The organism is Neisseria sp. P0006.S004 (assembly GCF_051963015.1).
In the GTDB taxonomy this organism is placed as follows: Bacteria; Pseudomonadota; Gammaproteobacteria; order Burkholderiales; family Neisseriaceae; genus Neisseria.
The window spans coordinates 344,320-363,839 of record NZ_JBQCUS010000002.1; the positions used below are offsets into that span (position 1 = coordinate 344,320).

At 49.1% G+C, this 19,520-nt stretch carries 18 protein-coding genes; 10 read left to right on the forward strand and 8 right to left on the reverse strand.

What is annotated here, in order from left to right; translation table 11 throughout:
• The first annotated feature begins 63 nt into the window (after window positions 1-63).
• The 10 genes from ACTHR2_RS04670 (at window position 64) to ftsZ (ending at window position 11,740) form a co-directional block, all read left to right on the forward strand.
• Entirely contained in the window at window positions 64-1,083 is a 1,020-nt protein-coding gene (locus ACTHR2_RS04670) for an SEL1-like repeat protein (RefSeq protein ID WP_440375413.1), read from the forward strand.
• A 56-nt stretch (window positions 1,084-1,139) separates the two neighbouring features.
• Window positions 1,140-2,477: a UDP-N-acetylmuramoyl-L-alanine--D-glutamate ligase gene (gene murD / locus ACTHR2_RS04675; protein ID WP_440375414.1), complete on the forward strand. Its 1,338-nt coding sequence runs from the start codon at window positions 1,140-1,142 to the stop codon at window positions 2,475-2,477.
• Window positions 2,478-2,490: 13 nt separating this feature from the next.
• A complete protein-coding gene (locus tag ACTHR2_RS04680) occupies window positions 2,491-3,051 on the forward strand; it encodes a L,D-transpeptidase family protein (protein ID WP_263340375.1) in 561 nt (186 codons plus the stop codon).
• Window positions 3,052-3,344: 293 nt separating this feature from the next.
• Window positions 3,345-4,607: an FtsW/RodA/SpoVE family cell cycle protein gene (locus ACTHR2_RS04685; protein ID WP_440375415.1), complete on the forward strand. Its 1,263-nt coding sequence runs from the start codon at window positions 3,345-3,347 to the stop codon at window positions 4,605-4,607.
• Between the two features lie 4 nt (window positions 4,608-4,611).
• Entirely contained in the window at window positions 4,612-5,679 is a 1,068-nt protein-coding gene (gene murG, locus ACTHR2_RS04690) for an undecaprenyldiphospho-muramoylpentapeptide beta-N-acetylglucosaminyltransferase (RefSeq protein WP_440375416.1), read from the forward strand.
• Window positions 5,680-5,845: 166 nt separating this feature from the next.
• Window positions 5,846-7,255, forward strand: coding sequence for a UDP-N-acetylmuramate--L-alanine ligase (gene murC, locus ACTHR2_RS04695; protein ID WP_308905104.1), 1,410 nt, complete (start codon window positions 5,846-5,848; stop codon window positions 7,253-7,255).
• Window positions 7,256-7,342: 87 nt separating this feature from the next.
• Window positions 7,343-8,257 carry a D-alanine--D-alanine ligase gene (locus tag ACTHR2_RS04700; protein WP_250579028.1) on the forward strand — a complete coding sequence of 305 codons (915 nt, stop codon included), beginning with the start codon at window positions 7,343-7,345 and terminating at the stop codon, window positions 8,255-8,257.
• Complete coding sequence (locus ACTHR2_RS04705) at window positions 8,247-8,966, forward strand: cell division protein FtsQ/DivIB (protein WP_263340391.1); 720 nt, start codon at window positions 8,247-8,249, stop codon at window positions 8,964-8,966. The genes ACTHR2_RS04700 and ACTHR2_RS04705 overlap by 11 nt, the downstream gene beginning before the upstream one ends.
• 74 nt (window positions 8,967-9,040) lie before the next feature.
• Entirely contained in the window at window positions 9,041-10,288 is a 1,248-nt protein-coding gene (gene ftsA / locus ACTHR2_RS04710; RefSeq protein ID WP_070606053.1) for a cell division protein FtsA, read from the forward strand.
• Between the two features lie 252 nt (window positions 10,289-10,540).
• Complete coding sequence (gene ftsZ / locus ACTHR2_RS04715; RefSeq protein WP_003682480.1) at window positions 10,541-11,740, forward strand: cell division protein FtsZ; 1,200 nt, start codon at window positions 10,541-10,543, stop codon at window positions 11,738-11,740.
• Window positions 11,741-11,859: 119 nt separating this feature from the next.
• Here ftsZ and ispH read toward each other — a convergent pair whose 3' ends face one another.
• The 8 genes from ispH to pilB form a co-directional block, all read right to left on the reverse strand.
• Window positions 11,860-12,828: a 4-hydroxy-3-methylbut-2-enyl diphosphate reductase gene (gene ispH / locus ACTHR2_RS04720; RefSeq protein ID WP_263340401.1), complete on the reverse strand. Its 969-nt coding sequence runs from the start codon at window positions 12,826-12,828 to the stop codon at window positions 11,860-11,862.
• Between the two features lie 13 nt (window positions 12,829-12,841).
• Window positions 12,842-13,348, reverse strand: coding sequence for a signal peptidase II (lspA, locus tag ACTHR2_RS04725; protein WP_263340404.1), 507 nt, complete (start codon window positions 13,346-13,348; stop codon window positions 12,842-12,844).
• Window positions 13,349-13,496: 148 nt separating this feature from the next.
• The gene (gene glyQ, locus ACTHR2_RS04730) at window positions 13,497-14,396 is read right to left on the reverse strand and encodes a glycine--tRNA ligase subunit alpha (protein WP_440375417.1); all 900 of its coding nucleotides are present in this window, start codon (window positions 14,394-14,396) and stop codon (window positions 13,497-13,499) included.
• A gap of 81 nt (window positions 14,397-14,477) precedes the next feature.
• Window positions 14,478-14,660 (reverse strand): DNA gyrase inhibitor YacG, encoded by a 183-nt coding sequence (yacG, locus tag ACTHR2_RS04735; RefSeq protein ID WP_003682475.1) that lies wholly within the window; start codon window positions 14,658-14,660, stop codon window positions 14,478-14,480.
• Complete coding sequence (gene coaE / locus ACTHR2_RS04740; protein WP_263340410.1) at window positions 14,657-15,277, reverse strand: dephospho-CoA kinase; 621 nt, start codon at window positions 15,275-15,277, stop codon at window positions 14,657-14,659. The genes yacG and coaE overlap by 4 nt, the downstream gene beginning before the upstream one ends.
• Complete coding sequence (locus tag ACTHR2_RS04745; RefSeq protein WP_263340414.1) at window positions 15,277-16,164, reverse strand: prepilin peptidase; 888 nt, start codon at window positions 16,162-16,164, stop codon at window positions 15,277-15,279. Before ACTHR2_RS04745 ends, coaE begins: the two co-directional genes overlap by 1 nt.
• 1 nt (window position 16,165) lies before the next feature.
• Window positions 16,166-17,407: a type II secretion system F family protein gene (locus ACTHR2_RS04750; RefSeq protein WP_063069313.1), complete on the reverse strand. Its 1,242-nt coding sequence runs from the start codon at window positions 17,405-17,407 to the stop codon at window positions 16,166-16,168.
• 79 nt (window positions 17,408-17,486) lie between these two features.
• Window positions 17,487-19,166 (reverse strand): type IV-A pilus assembly ATPase PilB, encoded by a 1,680-nt coding sequence (gene pilB / locus ACTHR2_RS04755; RefSeq protein ID WP_107810558.1) that lies wholly within the window; start codon window positions 19,164-19,166, stop codon window positions 17,487-17,489.
• Window positions 19,167-19,520: the final 354 nt, after the last annotated feature.

Consider the following 19,520-nt stretch of genomic DNA (forward strand, 5'->3'; position numbering starts at 1 on the left):
AAATGCCGTCTGAAAAAACTAGGATAAAACAGAAACAATAATTTGAAAGAAATGGATTTTAGAATGAATAAATTATTAAAAAAAATGATGGTAGCCCTGTTATCTTTGGGCTTGGTGCAGGCAGTTTGGGCTGATAATGTACCGGATTTTAAGGAAACGCTTCAAGCTGCAGGGCAAGGGTATGCTAAAGCCCAATTTAATTTGGGTTTGATGTACTACAATGGGCAAGGAGTTCGTCAGGACTATACACAGGCGGTGCAGTGGTATCGCAAGGCGGCAGAACAAGGGGATGCAAAAGCCCAATATAATTTGGGTGTGATGTACGACAATGGGCAAGGAGTTCGTCAGGACTATACACAGGCGGTGCAGTGGTATCGCAAGGCGGCAGAACAAGGGTATGCAAAAGCCCAATATAATTTGGGTGTGAGGTACTACAATGGGCAAGGAGTTCGTCAGGACTATACACAGGCGGTGCAGTGGTATCGCAAGGCGGCAGAACAAGGATTGGCCGATGCCCAATATAATTTGGGTGTGGCGTATGAAAAAGGTAAAGGAGTTCGTCAAGACTATGCAAAGGCAGTGCAATGGTATCGCAAGGCGGCAGAACAAGGGGATGCAGAAGCCCAATATAATTTGGGTGTAATGTATGCCAATGGGCAAGGAGTCCGTCAGGACTATACACAGGCAGTGCAGTGGTATCGCAAGGCGGCAGAACAAGGATATGCTAAAGCCCAATATAATTTGGGTGTGGCGTATGAAAAAGGTAAAGGAGTCCGTCAGGACTATACACAAGCAGTGCAGTGGTATCGCAAGGCGGCAGAGCAAGGGTATGCCGATGCCCAATCTAATTTGGGTGTGATGTATGAGGAAGGACAAGGAGCCCGTCAAGACTATGCACAGGCAGTGCAGTGGTATCGCAAGGCAGCAGAACAAGGGCTTGCAGAAGCCCAATATAATTTGGGTGTGATGTATGCCAAAGGAGAAGGTGTTCGTCAGAACTATAAGATCGCCAAAGAGTGGTTTGGTAAGGCTTGTGATAATGGATTGCAACGAGGTTGCGATGCTTATCGTGTATTTAATTAGGCAGGATATTGAATCCTTATTCAAAGGCCGTCCGAAAAACTTAGGATAAAACCAAAATGACTTTCCAAAACAAAAAAATCCTCGTCGCCGGGCTTGGCGGCACGGGTATTTCCATGATTGCCTATCTGCGCAAAAACGGTGCGGAGGTGGCTGCGTATGATGCGGAGCTGAAAGCCGAGCGCGTGTCGCAAATCGGTAAGATGTTTGACGGGCTGGTGTTTTACACGGGTCGCATGAAAGATGCGCTGGATAACGGTTTCGATATTTTGGCGCTCAGTCCCGGCATCAGCGAGCGGCAGCCGGATATTGAGGCCTTCAAGCAAAACGGCGGACGCGTGTTGGGCGACATTGAATTGCTGGCGGATATTATGAACCGCCGCGGCGACAAGGTGATTGCGATTACCGGCAGCAACGGCAAAACCACGGTAACGAGCCTGGTCGGCTATCTCTGCATCAAGTGCGGGCTGGATACCGTCATCGCGGGCAATATCGGCACGCCGGTTTTGGAGGCGGAATTGCAGCGTGAAGGCAAAAAGGCGGACGTGTGGGTGTTGGAGCTTTCCAGCTTCCAACTGGAAAACACCGAAAGCCTGCGCCCGACTGCGGCGACGGTGCTGAACATCTCCGAAGACCATCTCGACCGCTACGACGACCTGCTTGACTATGCGCATACCAAGGATAAGATTTTCCGTGGCGATGGCGTGCAGGTTTTGAATGCAGACGATGCGTTCTGCCGTGCGATGAAGCGTGCCGGGCGCGAGGTGGAATGGTTTTCGTTGGAACATAAAGCCGATTTTTGGTTGGAACGTGAGACAGGATGCCTGAAACAAGGCAATGAGGACTTGATTGCCACGCAAGACATTCCGTTGCAAGGTCTGCACAACGCCGCCAACGTTATGGCTGCCATCGCCTTGTGCGAAGCGGTCGGTTTGCCGCGCGAAGCATTGCTCGAACATGTTAAAACCTTCCAAGGCCTGCCGCACCGCGTGGAAAAAATCGGCGAGAAAAACGGCGTGGTGTTTATCGACGACAGCAAAGGCACGAACGTCGGTGCGACTGCCGCCGCGATTGCCGGTTTGCAAAATCCGCTCTTTGTAATTTTGGGCGGCATGGGCAAAGGGCAGGACTTCACGCCTCTGCGCGACGCGCTTGCCGGCAAGGCAAAAGGCGTGTTCCTGATCGGCGTCGATGCGCCGCAAATCCGCCGCGATTTGGACGGCTGCGATCTGAATATGACCGACTGCGCCACTTTGGAAGAAGCGGTTCAGACAGCATATGCCCAAGCCGAAGCGGGCGATATTGTGCTGCTCAGCCCGGCTTGTGCGAGCTTCGATATGTTTAAAGGCTATGCGCACCGTTCGGAAGTGTTTATCGAAGCGTTCAAAGCTTTGTAAGGCCGTCTGAAAGATGAAAGTGGGTTTGAAAATCGGCTTGGCGACAGTCGTGCTTTCGGCTGTCGCCGCTTCGGTGTTTTGGTTTGTCGCGCCGATTCGTTCCACGACAACCGTTACCACGCCAAGCGAAACGCCGTTGCCTGAAGATGCGGTTATCGACAGATTGGTCGTGCATAAAAGCAAGCGCACCATGTCGGCGTACTCGCAAGGCAGGTTGCTGAAAACCTATCCCATTTCGTTGGGCAAGCAACCGGTCGGGCATAAACAGTTTGAAGGCGACGGCAAAACGCCCGAAGGAAAATACCGCATCAATGAGCGCAATCCCAACAGCGGATACCACAAAAACCTCGGCGTTTCCTATCCCAACGAAGCCGACAAAGCCTACGCGGCGGCACAAGGCAAAAGCCCGGGCGGGCTGATTAAAATCCACGGCATGAAAAACGGCTGGGGTTTTATCGGTAAAAAACACCTGCAAAAAGACTGGACCAACGGCTGCATCGCGGTAACGGACAAAGAAGTTGATGAACTCTACCGCAGCGTAAAGCACAATGCGGAAATTGAAATTCTGCCGTAGGTTCTATGCCTACCGAAGGGATGAATGTAGGGTCAAAACTTATATCGATTGCTTGTCAGGCCGTCTGAAAAGCTCGGTAGGGCAGGGGACTTGATACTGGGATTTTTATCTCAAATAAGTCGCCAATCCTTCCTAAGGATAGGTCAACACGCTTTCTCTTTTTTGAACCGTAGATTCTGAATTGTTGGTTTGGAAATAAACCTTTAAAATAACGTTAATTCATTTTTTCAGACGGCCTCTTGCCCATTAGCAGGCCGTCTGAATATTTTATTCAAGCCGTTACGGATGTTTTCATGATTAGTCTTTCCAAAATGCTTGACCGGCCGATTGCGCGCGATGGTCGGAAGTTTGATGTTTCTCTCTTGTGGATGGTCGTCTTAATGACGGTTTTCAGCCTGACTATGATTTATTCGGCTTCTATTGCGTATGCAGCGTCGGAAGGGGGTAGCCAGTTTTCTTTTGTGTCTAAGCAGGCAATGTTTATCCTGTTTACGGTGGCTATATGCTTGCCGCTTTTCCTGCTGAAGATGAGTTTCTGGCGGCGGATTATTCCGTTTTATTTTGCTGTTTCTGGTTTGCTGTTGCTGCTGGTTTTGTTTGTCGGCCGCGAGATTAACGGTGCGACGCGCTGGATTCATATCGGACCGCTCAACTTGCAACCAACTGAATTTTTCAAATTGGCGACGGTCTTGTATTTGTCCAGCCTGTTTACGCGCCGTGAAGAAATGTTGCGCGATTTGGATTCTTTGGGTTGGTCGTCTTTGTTTACCGGTATTGGCGATTTGGTGTGCAGCCCTTTTAAAAGTGAAGCTTGGGTAAGGGTAAAGGAACGTTTCCGCAAGTTTAAGACCTTGATTCTGCCGATTATGTTGGTGGCGGTCGGTTTGGTTTTGATTATGGGTCAGCCGGACTTTGGCTCGTTTGTCGTGATTGTCGTGATTACCATGGGTATGCTGTTTTTGGCAGGTTTTCCGTGGAAGTATTTTGCCGTATTGGTGGCGACCGTTGTGAGCGGAATGGGCTTGTTGATTTTAGCTGCGCCTTACCGTATGGCGCGTGTAGCGGCGTTTTTGGACCCTTGGAGCGATCCCTTGGGTAAAGGCTATCAGCTGACACATTCCTTGATGGCGATTGCGCGCGGTGGCTGGTTTGGCGAGGGCTTGGGTGCGAGTTTGGAAAAACGTTTCTATCTGCCTGAAGCGCACACGGACTTTATTTTTGCCGTCATCGTCGAAGAATTCGGCTTTTTAGGGATGCTGGTTTTGGTGTTCTGCTACGGCTGGCTGGTGTGGCGCGCGTTTTCCATCGGCAAACAGGCGCGTGATTCGGGCTTGATGTTCAGCGCGTACATCGCCAACGGCATCGGCATTTGGATTGGTATTCAAAGTTTCTTCAATATCGGTGTAAACATCGGTATCCTGCCCACTAAAGGCCTGACTTTGCCATTTATGTCTTACGGCGGTTCGGCTGTCTTTATCATGCTGGTGTGCATTACTTTGTTATTGCGCATTGATTATGAAAACCGCCAAAAAATGCGCGGTTATTCGGTGGAGTAAAACCATGAGCGGTAAAACTTTTATGCTGATGGCCGGCGGTACGGGCGGTCATATTTTCCCTGCATTGGCGGTTGCCGAGTCGCTGCAAAAGCGCGGCCATCATGTGATTTGGCTGGGCAGTCAGGATTCGATGGAAGAGCGCATCGTGCCGCAATACGGCATACGCTTGGAAACGCTAGCCATTAAAGGCATACGCGGCAACGGTATCAAGCGCAAGCTGATGTTGCCGTTTACGCTGTATAAAACCGTCCGCGCAGCTCAGCAGATTATTAAGAAACACCGTGTCGAGTGTGTTATCGGTTTCGGCGGTTTTGTTACTTTCCCCGGCGGCTTGGCGGCAAAAATTTCCGGTGTGCCGATTGTGATTCACGAGCAAAACGCCGTAGCCGGTTTGTCCAACCGCCAACTGGCGCGTTGGGCAAAACGTGTTCTGTATGCTTTCCCCAAAGCCTTTCAACATGAAGGCGGATTGGTGGGCAACCCTGTCCGTGCCGATATTGCGGCATTGCCTGTTCCTGAAGAACGCTTTGAAAACCGTCAAGGCCGTCTGAAAGTTTTGGTGGTGGGCGGCAGTTTGGGTGCGGATGTGTTGAACAAAACCGTTCCGCAAGCTTTGGCATTATTGCCTGAGGAGGCTCGTCCGCAAATGTATCATCAGTCCGGCCGCAATAAATTGGGTAACCTACAGGCGGATTACGATGCATTAGGTGTGCAAGCCGAGTGCGTCGAATTTATTACCGATATGGTATCCGCCTACCGCGATGCCGATTTGGTAATTTGCCGTGCCGGTGCGCTGACGATTGCCGAGTTGACGGCTGCAGGTTTGGGTGCATTGCTGGTACCGTATCCGCACGCAGTGGACGATCACCAAACAGCCAATGCGCGCTTTATGGTGCAGGCCGAAGCTGGTTTGCTGCTGCCGCAAACTCAACTGACGGCAGAAAAGCTGGCCGAAACCCTCGGTGGATTAAACCGTGAAAAATGCCTGAAATGGGCGAAAAATGCCCGTACCTTGGCGTTGCCGCACAGTGCGGACGATGTGGCGGAAGTTGCCATCTCTTGTGCCGAATAAGCAGGCAGACTTCGATTCAAGGCCGTCTGAAAAGTTGATTAACGGCGTTTCAGACGGCCTTTATTGCTTTTGTTAAAATTCCTTTACAATAAAAGCATAGCGCAGAAGCGGATAGCCCTTTAAAATAACGCCTTTACGCACTAAAAACCAACCGGAACGCAACGTTATGATGAAAAATCGAGTGACCAACATCCATTTTGTCGGAATTGGCGGCGTCGGCATGAGCGGTATTGCCGAAGTTTTACACAATTTGGGCTTTAAAGTTTCCGGTTCGGATCAGGCGCGTAATGCCGTTACTGAACATTTGAGCTCTCTCGGCATCCAAGTTTACCCAGGTCATACTGCCGAACACGTCAATGGTGCCGACGTAGTTGTTACCTCTACTGCCGTCAAAAAAGACAATCCTGAAGTTGTTGCCGCGTTGGAGCAGCAGATTCCCGTCATTCCGCGCGCGTTGATGTTGGCGGAACTGATGCGTTTCCGCGATGGTATCGCTATTGCCGGTACACACGGTAAAACCACAACCACCAGCCTGACCGCTTCCATCCTCGGTGCGGCAGGACTTGACCCGACTTTCGTTATCGGCGGCAAACTCAATGCCGCTGGTACCAATGCCCGTTTGGGTAAAGGCGAATACATCGTCGCAGAAGCCGACGAATCCGATGCTTCTTTTCTGTATCTGACGCCGATTATGTCCGTCGTGACCAATATCGATGAAGACCATATGGACACTTACGGCCACAGCGTTGAGAAGTTGCATCAGGCGTTTGTGGATTTTATCCACCGTATGCCGTTCTACGGCAAAGCCTTTCTGTGTATCGACAGCGAACACGTCCGCGCGATTTTACCGAAAATCAGCAAACCTTACGCCACTTACGGCTTGGATGATACTGCCGATATCTACGCAACTGATATTGAAAACGTTGGCGCGCAAATGAAATTTACCGTTCATGTTCAAATGAAAGGACATGAGCAAGAACCGTTTGAAGTTGTTTTGAATATGCCCGGCCGCCACAATGTCCTCAATGCGTTGGCAGCTATCGGCGTTGCGCTGGAAGTTGGCGCATCGGTTGAAGCCATTCAAAAAGGTTTGCTCGGCTTTGAAGGTGTCGGTCGCCGCTTCCAAAAATATGGCGACATCAAATTGCCAAACGGCGGAACCGCGCTGCTGGTGGACGATTATGGCCACCATCCTGTCGAAATGGCGGCAACTCTGGCCGCCGCACGCGGCGCATACCCTGAAAAACGTTTGGTCTTGGCTTTCCAACCACACCGCTATACCCGCACACGTGATTTGTTCGAAGATTTCACCAAAGTCCTCAATACCGTCGATGCGCTGGTGTTGACCGAAGTTTATGCCGCAGGCGAAGAGCCGATTGCCGCAGCCGATTCCCGCGCTCTGGCACGCGCCATCCGCGTATTGGGCAAACTTGAGCCGATTTACTGCGAAAATGTTGCCGACCTGCCGCAAATGCTGCTGAATGTTTTGCAGGACGGCGATGTTGTTCTGAATATGGGTGCCGGCAGCATCAACCGCGTTCCGTCTGCATTGGTGGAATTGTCGAAACAATCATAATAAACAGGCATATTGGCCTTTGAGGACAGATAGGTCGTCTGAACAATATTCAGACGGCCTGTATCAGTATTTAAGAAAGTGGAAATTATGCAGAATTTTGGCAAAGTGGCCGTGTTGATGGGCGGCTTCTCCAGCGAGCGCGAAGTGTCGCTGGACAGCGGCGCCGCTATTTTGGCTGCCTTGAAAAGCAAAGGCGTCGATGCCCATGCGTTCGACCCCAAAGAAACCCCGTTGTCTGAGTTGAAAACGCAAGGTTTTCAGACGGCCTTCAATATTCTGCACGGCACTTTCGGCGAAGATGGCGCGATTCAAGGCGCGTTGGAACTGATGGGTATTCCTTACACCGGCAGCGGTGTGGCCGCTTCTGCGTTGGGTATGGATAAATACCGCTGCAAACTGATTTGGCAGGCCGTAGGCTTGCCTGTCCCTGAGTTTGCCGTATTGCATGACGACAGCGACTTTGATGCCGTTGAAGAAAAATTGGGCCTGCCGATGTTTGTGAAACCCGCCTCAGAAGGCAGCAGCGTCGGCGTAGTAAAAGTAAAAGAAAAAGGCCGTCTGAAAAGCGTTTACGAAGAATTGAAACACTTACAGGGCGAAATCATTGCCGAGCGCTTTATCGGCGGCGGCGAGTATTCTTGCCCGGTATTGAATGGCAAAGGCCTGCCGAGTATTCATATTATTCCGGCTACCGAGTTTTACGACTACGAGGCTAAATACAACCGCGACGATACGGTGTATCAATGCCCGTCGGAAGATTTGAGCGAGGCGGAGGAAAACCTGATGCGCGAACTCGCTGTGCGTGGTGCGCAGGCGATTGGTGCGGACGGCTGTTCGCGCGTGGACTTTCTGAAAGATACGGACGGTAAACTGTATCTCTTGGAAATCAATACCTTGCCCGGTATGACCAGCCACAGTTTGGTGCCAAAATCTGCAGGCCATACCGGCGTGGATTTTGCTGATTTATGTATTGAGATTTTGAAGACCGCTCATGTGGGATGATGCAGGCGCATTGGGTCGGCTGACCCGCCGGCTATTGGTGCTGATGACCTTTCTACTGATAGGTTCGGGCATAGCTTGGCTTTACAATTCCAAATATTTTCCTGTGAAACAGATTGCCATTCAGGGTAAGCTGAAATATGCTTCCAACAAAGAATTGCAAACCGTTGCACGAGAGCATATCAGGGGTAATATGTTCCGCGCCGATATTGATTCGGCGCAGGCCGCTTTTCAGGAATTGCCTTGGATTGACTCGGCAATGGTACGCCGCCGTTTTCCGGAAACCGTGGAAATTATCCTGACCGAGCGTGTGCCGGTTGCACACTGGCGCGCTGGTGGCTTGGTGGACAGTAAGGGCAATGTGTTTGCCGCAAGCCTGAAACAGGACCTGCCTATATTTGAAGGGCAGCAGGGGACAGGCAAAGACATGGTCAAACATTATGCGGACTTTTCCGGTATTTTGAGCCCGTTGAAACTGACCATCAAAGAATTGATCTACACGCCGCGTTCGGCATGGCTGCTTGTATTGAACAACGGCATTACCGTGCGCTTGGGGCGTGAAAACGAAATCAAACGTTTGCAGCAGTTTGCCCAGATTTGGCCATCGCTGCTGCGTAAAAAACAAAGTCGTATCGAGTATGTCGATATGCGTTATAAGGATGGTTTTTCAGTCCGTTACAAGCCGTCTGAAAACCCTTCCGACAGTGAATAGCCGATTAGACGTGAAGCAATCTTGTTTCAAAAATAATCAAACCGTCAGTCAGACAACATAGCGAACGAGCAATTATGGAACAACAACAAAATAAATATATCAGTGCCTTAGACATTGGTACGTCCAAGGTCATCGCCTTAATCGGTGAGATTCGGGAAGATAACGAAATCCACATTGTTGGCTTGGGTCAAAGCCCTTCACGCGGTCTGCGTGCAGGTATGGTGACCAACATTGACGCCACTGCGCAAGCCATTCGTCAGGCGGTAGAAGATGCCGAGTTGATGGCAGATACCAAAATTTCCCACGTTGTCACCGGTATTGCCGGTAACCATATCCGCAGCCTGAATTCACAAGGCGTGGTCAAGATTAAAGATGGCGAAGTATCGCAAGCCGACATCGATCGTGCCATCGAAACAGCCAAAGCCATTAATATTCCGCCTGATCACAATATCTTACATACCGTGGTTCAAGAGTACATCATCGACAACCAACCCGGTGTGAAAGAGCCTATCGGCATGAGCGGCGTGCGTTTGGACACCCGTGTACACATTATTACCGGTGCAAACACTGCTTTGCAAAATATCCAAAAATGTATCCAACGCTGCGGTCTGCAAATGGATCAAATCATGCTTCAGCCTTTGGCAAGCGGTCACGCCGTTTTGACTGAAGACGAAAAAGATTTGGGCGTGTGCGTCATCGATATCGGTGGTGGTACAACCGACATCGCGGTTTATACCAATGGTGCCATCCGCCATACTGCGGTTATTCCCGTTGCCGGCGATTTGATTACCAAAGACTTGGCTCAAGCCTTACGTACGCCGCACAGTGCAGCCGAGTACATCAAAATTCATTACGGTGCAGCCATTCCGACTATGGACGGCTTGGATGAAATGATTGAAGTTCCTAGCGTTGGCGACCGTCAATCACGTCAAATTTCGCGCCGCGTATTGGCTGAAATCATCGGTCCGCGTGTAGAAGAAATTTTGGAGTTGACGCTGAACGAATTGCGCCGCTCCGGTTTCCCAGAAGAAGTGCTGACTTCCGGTATCGTTTTGACCGGTGGTGCTTCTATGTTGACCGGTATTGTTGAGTTGGCGGAAGAAATCTTCAACCTGCCGGCACGTATCGGTGTTCCACAGGAAATGGGTGGTGTATCTGAGCGTATCCGTAATCCACGCTATTCAACCGCCATCGGTCTTTTGCAGGCGGCAAGAGGAGAGGAAGACGGTGCGCCAGTAACAGGTGCCATTGTGGTTCATGATCAGGCTGAAAAAATCAGTCTGTGGGCAAGACTGATGAAATTCGTTAAAGACAATTTCTGATAAAAGTTTTCAGGGTAGGCGGTGTACCAACCGTTTGTCCTGAATATTTAAGTGGGATTAAACGGTTTTAAATAATTGCCAAGTGGATAATTTAAAACTTGTATATTTTCTGTTAAAAAATGTAGTAAAAATATAACGCCGACAGCCGAATGGTAAGAAGATTTTTGCCAGTATCTGGATACTTCTTATATAATACGGATAATGAGTTATTTTTGAACCGTCCTTATAAAGCGGGGCGCGGAGGATTATTGAATGGAATTTGTTTACGACGTAGCAGAATCAGCAACGAGCCCTGCTGTTATTAAAGTTATCGGTTTGGGCGGTGGCGGCTGTAATGCCATCAACAACATGGTTGCCAACACTATTCATGGTGTTGAGTTCATCAGTGCTAATACCGATGCGCAATCATTGGCAAAAAACAATGCGGCTAAACGCATTCAATTGGGTACAAACCTGACTCGCGGTTTGGGCGCCGGTGCAAATCCTGAAATCGGCCGCGCTGCTGCTCAAGAAGATCGCGAAGCCATCGAAGATGCCATCCGTGGTGCAAACATGCTGTTCATTACTACCGGTATGGGTGGCGGTACAGGTACCGGATCTGCTCCTGTTGTGGCTGAAATCGCTAAAGAAATGGGTATCCTGACCGTTGCAGTTGTAACCCGTCCGTTTGCTTACGAAGGCAAACGCGTACATATCGCTCAAGCAGGTTTGGATCAACTCAAAGAGCGCGTCGATTCCCTGATTATTATCCCGAACGACAAATTGATGACTGCCTTGGGCGAAGACGTGACCATGCGCGAAGCTTTCCGTGCGGCTGACAATGTACTGCGTGATGCGGTTGCCGGTATTTCCGAAGTGGTGACTTGTCCTAGCGACATGATCAACTTGGACTTCGCCGACGTGAAAACCGTGATGAGCAATCGCGGTATCGCCATGATGGGTTCAGGTTTTGCACAAGGTATCGACCGTGCCCGTTTGGCTACCGATCAAGCTATCTCCAGCCCGCTCTTGGATAACGTTACTTTGGATGGTGCACGCGGTGTATTGGTAAACATTACCACTGCCCCTGGCTGCCTGAAAATGTCTGAATTTAACGAGATTATGCGTATCGTCAACCAAAATGCACACCCTGAAGTGGAATGCAAATTTGGTGCTGCCGAAGACGAGAGCATGAGCGAAGACGCTATCCGTATTACCATTATTGCTACCGGCTTGAAAGAAAACGGTACTGACAACCAACTGCGTGCTGCTGCCCGTACCCAACAATTGGTACGCGGTGCGGAAGAAGCGCCTCAAGCTCAAAGCCAAAGCAGTGCTGAAAGCTTGGTTCGTACCAACCGCAATATCCGTTCTATGAATCTGACTGCGGCTGATTTCAGCAACCAGTCTGTACTGGATGACTTTGAAATTCCTGCTATCTTGCGCCGTCAGCAACATACTTCTGAGAAATAATCAGGATCATGTATGAAAAGACCTGCTTTTAAGGCAGGTCTTTTTTATTAGCAAAATAAACTTAAGGCCGTCTGAAAATTTTCAGACGGCCTTAAGTTCAAATAAAGCAAATAACAAACTTACCCTTTATTTAGGATTTGCTTGTTTTCACCCTCACGACGCAACTCTTTAGGCAAGACAAATACAATGCTTTCTTCTGCGCCTTCTCCTTCGCGTATGGTCTCGTGTCCCCAATCTTGAATGGTTTGTAAGACTTCTCGAACCAAGACTTCGGGCGCAGATGCACCGGCAGTTACACCAACCTTGGTTTTGTTTTCAAACCATTCTTTTTTCAGATAGGAAGCATTATCGACCATATAGGCATCAACTCCGCGCAATGCGGCTACTTCACGCAAGCGGTTGCTGTTGGAAGAGTTGGGCGAGCCGACAACAATCACGAGGTCGCATTCTTCCGCCAATTCTTTAACGGCAGTTTGGCGGTTGGTTGTGGCGTAGCAGATGTCTTCTTTGTGCGGATTGCGGATATTGGGGAAGCGTTGGTTTAAGGCCGCAATAATGTCTTTGGTTTCATCCACCGATAAAGTGGTTTGGCTCACATAGGCAAGCTTATCAGGATTTTTGACGTTCAGTCCGGCCACATCTTCCACTGTCTCAACCAGAAACATTTTACCCGGAGGCAATTGTCCCATTGTACCTTCTACTTCGACGTGGCCTTTATGGCCGATCATAATGATTTCGTAATCTTGCTCATCGAGGCGGGCTACTTCTTTATGGACTTTGGTTACCAAAGGGCAGGTGGCATCAAAAATGCGGAAACCACGTTGCACCGCTTCTTCCTGTACGGCTTTGGATACGCCGTGAGCAGAGTAAATCAGCGTTGCGCCCTTTGGGACATCTGCCAAGTCATCAACAAAGACGGCACCTTTTGCCCGAAGATTGTCCACGACGAATTTGTTGTGAACGACCTCATGGCGGACGTAAATGGGTGCGCCGTATTCTTCGAGTGCACGTTCAACAATGCTGATGGCGCGGTCAACGCCGGCACAGAAGCCGCGAGGATTGGCAAGGATAATGGTTTTTTGAGTCATGTGTGTTCCGTTTTCAGACGGCCTTTGTGTCGTTTGAAGGTGTTTTTTTGTGCAGCAAACCATCTATTACCAAGCAAACTGCGCCAACGCAGATAAAGCTGTCGGCAATGTTAAATGCGGGGTAGAACCAGTTTTGCCAATAGAAAAGCAGAAAATCGACAACGTGGCCGTGAATCAGACGGTCAACCACATTGCCAATCGCGCCGCCGATAATCATGGCAGCCCCCAGTTTACCCCAGCGGCCAAACTCATCGCGCCAGATAGCACGGGCCAAATACAGGCTGATAACGACGGCCAGACCTAAAAAGAAGAATTTTTGCCAGCCACCTTGGTCGGCCAAAAAGCTGAATGCCGCGCCTGGATTATAGGCAAGGGTCAGGTCAAAAAAGTCTGGAATGATATTGAGGCGTTCGCCTTCGGTAAAGTGTTTCAAGATTTCCCATTTGCTCAGTTGGTCAAGAATGATGGCAACGAGGGAAAGTAAGAAAAAGGGAATTTTTGCAGTAGAGGATGAACTCATGTTTTCAGACGGTTTATGTAATAAAGGGCTTATTTTACCTGAAAGCAGGCTGGAAGTGTTTGCAATGGCATTGACGTTAAGGCCGTCTGAAAATAGAAACGCCGCCACTTGAATGTATCAAAGGGCGGCGTGGTAAGCATGTGCGGGCTTATTGGTTTTTAAGCAATGGGAAGCCCAGTTTCTCGCGGCTTTCAACGAATTTTTGAGCAACGATACGGCTCAGTGCACGAATACGGCCGATGTAGGTTGCGCGTTCGGTAACGGAAATGGCGCCGCGTGCATCTAAGAGGTTGAACGTGTGGCCGGCTTTGAGTACAAGCTCGTAAGCAGGCAGGGCAAGACTGGTGTCCTCAACTGCAAGCAGGCGTTTGGCTTGTTCTTCATAGTCGTTGAATTGGCGCAAGAGCCAATCGGTATCGCTGTATTCGAAGTTGTAGGTGGATTGTTCGACTTCGTTTTGATGATAAACGTCGCCGTAAGTGACGATGTTGCCATCAAGGGTTTTTGCCCAAACGAGGTCGTACACGTTTTCCACGCCTTGCAGATACATGGCAAGACGCTCGATACCGTAGGTGATTTCACCAAGTACAGGGGAGCAGTCGATACCGCCGACTTGTTGGAAGTAGGTGAATTGGGTTACTTCCATGCCGTTGAGCCAAACTTCCCAACCCAAGCCCCAAGCGCCGAGAGTAGGGTTTTCCCAGTCGTCTTCGACAAAGCGGATGTCGTGTACTTTAGGGTCGATACCCAATTCGCGCAGGGAATCGAGGTATAGGTCTTGAATATTGGCTGGCGCAGGTTTGAGCGCAACTTGGAATTGATAGTAATGTTGCAGGCGGTTGGGGTTGTCGCCATAGCGGCCGTCTTTGGGGCGGCGGCTGGGTTGAACATAAGCGGCAAACCAAGGCTCTGGGCCTAATGCGCGCAGGCAGGTGGCTGGATGCGAAGTACCGGCACCGACTTCCATATCGAAAGGTTGGATAACGGTGCAGCCTTTGTCTGCCCAGTAGTTTTGTAATTTGAAAATAATTTGTTGGAAGGTGAGCATGGTGGATGGAATAGGTTGGAATAAAGAGGGTATTTTACTGTTTTGAGCCTGTTTTGGATAGGCTGAAGGAAGCGGCGCAGTTTATTTGCCGTCCAATAGGTCTGAAAAGGGGTCGTCTTCCGAAGAAACGGTGTATTTTTCTTGTGCCCATTCACCTAAATCAATGAGTTTACACCGTTTGCTGCAGAAAGGGCGGTAGGGGCTGTCGGTGTTCCAAACGACTTCTTTGTGGCAGGTTGGACATTTTACAACAGGAGCGGTCATGCAGTTTCTTTCAGTGATTGTGCAATGGATTGATAGTATTGATGCAAACGGGCAACCTTGATTTTTGCTTCTTCCAAGCTATGGGTATTGTCCAATACATCGTCGGCATGAAGCAGTCTGTCAGAGCGAGAAGCTTGGGTTGCCATGATTTGACGCGTTTGTTCTTCTGAAAAACCATTGCGTTGGTGTACGCGTTCGATTTGGACGGACTCTGGAACATCTACAACCAAAATGCGGTCAGTCTCCGCTTTAAATACCGGATTTTCAATCAAAAGCGGGACATCGACAATGCCGTAAGTAGAGGATATAAGTTGTTGTTTCTGCTGTTGGATTTTGTTTAATATTAATGGCAGAAGCAGATTTTCCAGTTGTTTTTTAGATTGAGGCCGTCTGAAAACTTCTTCCCGTAAAGCGATACGATTCAGACGGCCTTCATGATCAAAAAACTCATTGCCGAAAAGTTGGCGGATGGCTGGAAGCGCTTCGCCGTTTTCAGCGGTCAGTGAGCGGCTGATGGCATCGGCATCGATAATGGGTACGCCAAGTTCGGCAAACATTTGGGCAATAGATGATTTGCCGCTACCGATACCGCCGGTCAAGCCTATCCATAATGTCATTATCGGAATCCTGATTGTACGAGCCACCATTGTACCAGTTGGGTAATAGGTGCATTGGCAACCAAAATAATCCATCCTGCTACAGCAAGGCTGGGACCAAAAGCAAAATATTGACCTTTACCGACGCGGGCAATGAGTGCGCCCACCAGTCCGACCAAGGCAGCCATGAAGATCAGAACAGGCAAGATACCTACGCCCAGCCATGCCCCGAGCGCGGCCAAAAGTTTGAAGTCGCCATTACCCATGCCGATTTTACCGGTCAGAAGTTTATAGACGGCGCATAAAGCATAAAGGCTCATATAGCCTGCGATTGCGCCCCAAACGGCTGAATGCAGGGGCACGAATGTGTCATTAAGATTAAACAGCAGGCCGATCCAAATTAGGGGCTGAGTCAGGCTGTCGGGTAAATATTGCGTATCGGCATCGATAAAGGTCAGCGCAATCAATATGGCAGTCAAAATTAATCCGCCAATAGTCGCCCATGACCAGCCGTATTGCCACGCGACAATACCGAATAAGACGCCTGTCAGCAGCTCAATCAGCGGATAGCGTATGCCGATAGCGGTTTTGCAGGAGTGGCATTTCCCACCCAGTAAAACATAGCTGAGGATAGGGATGTTTTGCCAAAGTTTGACCGGGCTTTTGCATTTTGGGCAGCGTGAGTCCGGTTTGCGCAGATTAAATGGCTGTTTTTCTTCGTCTGTCAGCTCGATGCCCAAATGTTCTTTAGAAAATTGTGTCCATTCGCGTTCCATCATCATCGGCGTGCGATAAATGACAACGTTTAGAAAGCTGCCAATCAGTAATCCTAAAATAACGGCTAAAGGAATAGCGAATGGCGCAAGAACGGAGAGGGTGTCGATGGCAGAGTAAGTACTATCAAACATATCAACCTACGACATTACCCAAGTTAAACAGCGGCAGATACATGGCAATCAGCAAGATACCGATGAGCGATCCCAATACCACCATGATGATAGGCTCCATCAAGTGAGACAATCGGGAGACGGAGTTGTCTACTTCATCTTCGTAGAATTCGGCTGCTTTGTTCAGCATATCATCCAAAGAGCCTGACTCTTCGCCGATGGCCGCCATTTGGATCACCATATTGGGGAACATATCCGTACTTTGCATACTGGATGTCAGCGATAGACCTTGGGTTACCTTGGCGCGGATGTCTTGAGTAGCTTCTTCATAGAGAATATTGCCGGATGCGCCTGCAACTGAATCTAATACTTCCACTAAAGGAACACCGGCTGCGAAGAGGGTGGAAGTCGTACGCGCCCAACGGGCAATGGTCGCTTTTCGGACGATGGTGCCAAAAACAGGGAGTCTCAAAATCAGAGCATCGATTCGTTTTTGGAAGGTAGGCGATTTTTCATGGAGTTTGTACAGGCCGAAGGCAGAAACAATCAAAAGGATGATCATAATCCAGCCGTAGTCGACGAATAAATCGGACAAGCTCATGACAAGTTGGGTAAGGCTTGGCAGCTCTGCACCCATATTGGCATAAACTTCTTTAAAGGCAGGCAGTACAAACATCATCATGATGAAGATAAGCGCAATCGCCACCACGATAATGGCAATCGGGTAGGTCAGTGCGGTTTTGACTTTTTTCTTAATGGCTTGGGTTTTTTCTTTGTAGACAGCCAGTTTGTCCAATAAGCTTTCCAATACGCCGCCGGACTCGCCTGCGCTGACCAGGTTGCAATAGAAACGGTCGAAATATTTTGGATATTTGGAGAATGATTTACCCAATGCGCTACCTTGTTCGACATCGGAGCGAACCTGCATCAGCATTTCGGTCATGCTCGGATTGGAGTGGCCGCGTGCAACGATTTCAAAAGCCTGCATCAGCGGTAAGCCTGCCTTCATCATCGTTGCCAGTTGGCGGGTGAACACTGTAATGTCTTCTTGGGTAATACGGCGTTTGCGTGCGGTTTTAACTTTGCTGATACGCAAAGGGCGAATGCCTCTGCGTTGGAGTTTTTTGCGTGCTTCTTCTTCGTCTTTGGCAACTACTTCACCACGGACAAGACGTTCGGTCTCGGTATTTTTTCCTTCAAATGTAAAACGCTTGCCTTTGCTTCTTGAGCCGAACAGACTTCTTTTTTGCTCTGCTTGAGCCATGAGTTATCCCTTGTTTGTAAGAAATAAAGCGGACTGTTTCCCCGTGCCGCTTTATTTTAATTTTCGAAAATATGGCAGTTTAGTCATTGGTATGAGCAGTCACTTCTTCCAACGAGGTCAGGCCTTGCATGACTTTCATGAGGCCGGCGCGACGCAAGTCTACCATGCCTTCTTGATAGGCCATGTTCATGATATCAACTTCTGTACCGTTGTTCATAATGACTTTTTGCATTTCATCGCTGACCGGCATGACTTCATAAATGCCGACGCGGCCTTTAAAGCCTTTGCCGCGACAACTGTCGCAGCCAACCGGGCGGTAGAGCTTCCAATCTTGAGCCAAGTCCGCATCGGTAAAGCCGGCTTTTTTCAATGCCGGAACCGGCGGGCGTTCAACTTCGCGTTTGCAGTTTGGACACAGTCTGCGCAACAGCCTTTGCGCCATAATCAGGCTGACCGAGCTGGCGATGTTGAAAGGCGCTACACCCATGTTCAAAAGGCGGGACAGCGTGGCCGGTGCATTATTGGTATGCAGGGTAGAGAAAACCATGTGGCCGGTTTGGGCGGCTTTAATGGCGATGTCGGCGGTTTCCAAGTCACGAATCTCACCGACCATAATAATATCAGGATCTTGGCGTAAGAAGGATCGGAGTGCGGCAGCAAACGTCAGACCTTGTTTTTCATTGACGTTGACTTGGTTGACGCCCGGCAAGTTAATCTCGGCCGGATCTTCTGCCGTTGAAATGTTCACATCTTCCGTGTTCAAAATACTCAGGCAGGTATAGAGCGAAACGGTTTTGCCCGAACCTGTCGGGCCGGTAACCAACACCATGCCGTAAGGGCGGTTGATAGCTTCAAGCAGCATTTCTTTTTGGAAAGGCTCTAAACCGAGCTGGTCGATATTGAGCGATGTACCATCGGAATTTAGGATACGCATTACCACTTTTTCGCCGAACAATGTCGGCAACGTGCTGACGCGGAAGTCAATCGGACGGCCGTGTTTATGGAAGGCAATTTGAATTCTGCCGTCTTGCGGAATACGTTTTTCGGAAATATCCAAACGCGCCATCACTTTGATGCGCGATGCTAACTGGCCGCGCACGGCGACAGGCGGCTGTACGACTTCGCGCAATTGTCCGTCCACGCGGAAACGGACGCGTGCCATTTGCTCGTAGAATTCAAAGTGGATGTCTGATGCGCCCGCATTCAGGGCATCGGATAAGGTTTTATGGATGAAGCGGGGGATAGGGCCGTCTTCAGCTTCTTCGTTATCGATATAAAGCGATTGAGATTGCTGCGTTGCTTCATGTTCGTCGTTGATTTCTTTCAGAATGGTGGTCGAGCGTTGGCCCAGCCATTCCAGCAATGAGCTGAGCTGGTCGTCGGGAACCACTACCAAGTCGACACTTAAACCTGAAGCAAAAGCGATTTTTTGAAAGTTTTGGATTTGGGTCGGATCGGATACGGCGAAATAAACCTTGCGTCCGCGTTTGAAAATCGGAATGCAACGGTTTTGCACCATTTGCTCTTCCGTCAGAATGTCGCTGACTACATTATTGCGCGGGTAGTAGTGCAAATCCAAAAGGGGATAGCTGAATACGCGCGCAACTAACTCCCCCAAAGCTTTAGGGGAGATGATGCCGTCTGAAAACAGGTTGGGCAGGATTTCTTTGCCTGATTGTAAAAGGCTGTTGTAATGTTCCGCTTGTTGATTTGAGATGGTCTGGCTTTGAACCAAAACACGCAATAATCCGACACTCATTTTATTTTCCGTTTCTTGTGCAGTTTTCCCTTTAATTTAGAGGAAAGCCGTATTATTTTATCATTATTATGATTAAAGCATATATTTAATTATGCAAATCTGCTTAAGTTGCAAAGACATGCTTCTGCTTTAATTGTATTTTTATTTCAGACGGCCATTATAAAGCAAGGAGAATAGGCGTTAAACTCGATATTTTTGGATTATGATGAAAAAACAACAATTTTGTCGTATGAATCCAATCAATAACGAAATTATATTTCATGTTGCTATTGCTTGTTTGGAGATGGCAGAAAAGGTTGTTTTGATGGATAGACGGTTGGAATTTGAAATATGAAAAGGCCGTCTGAAACTGAG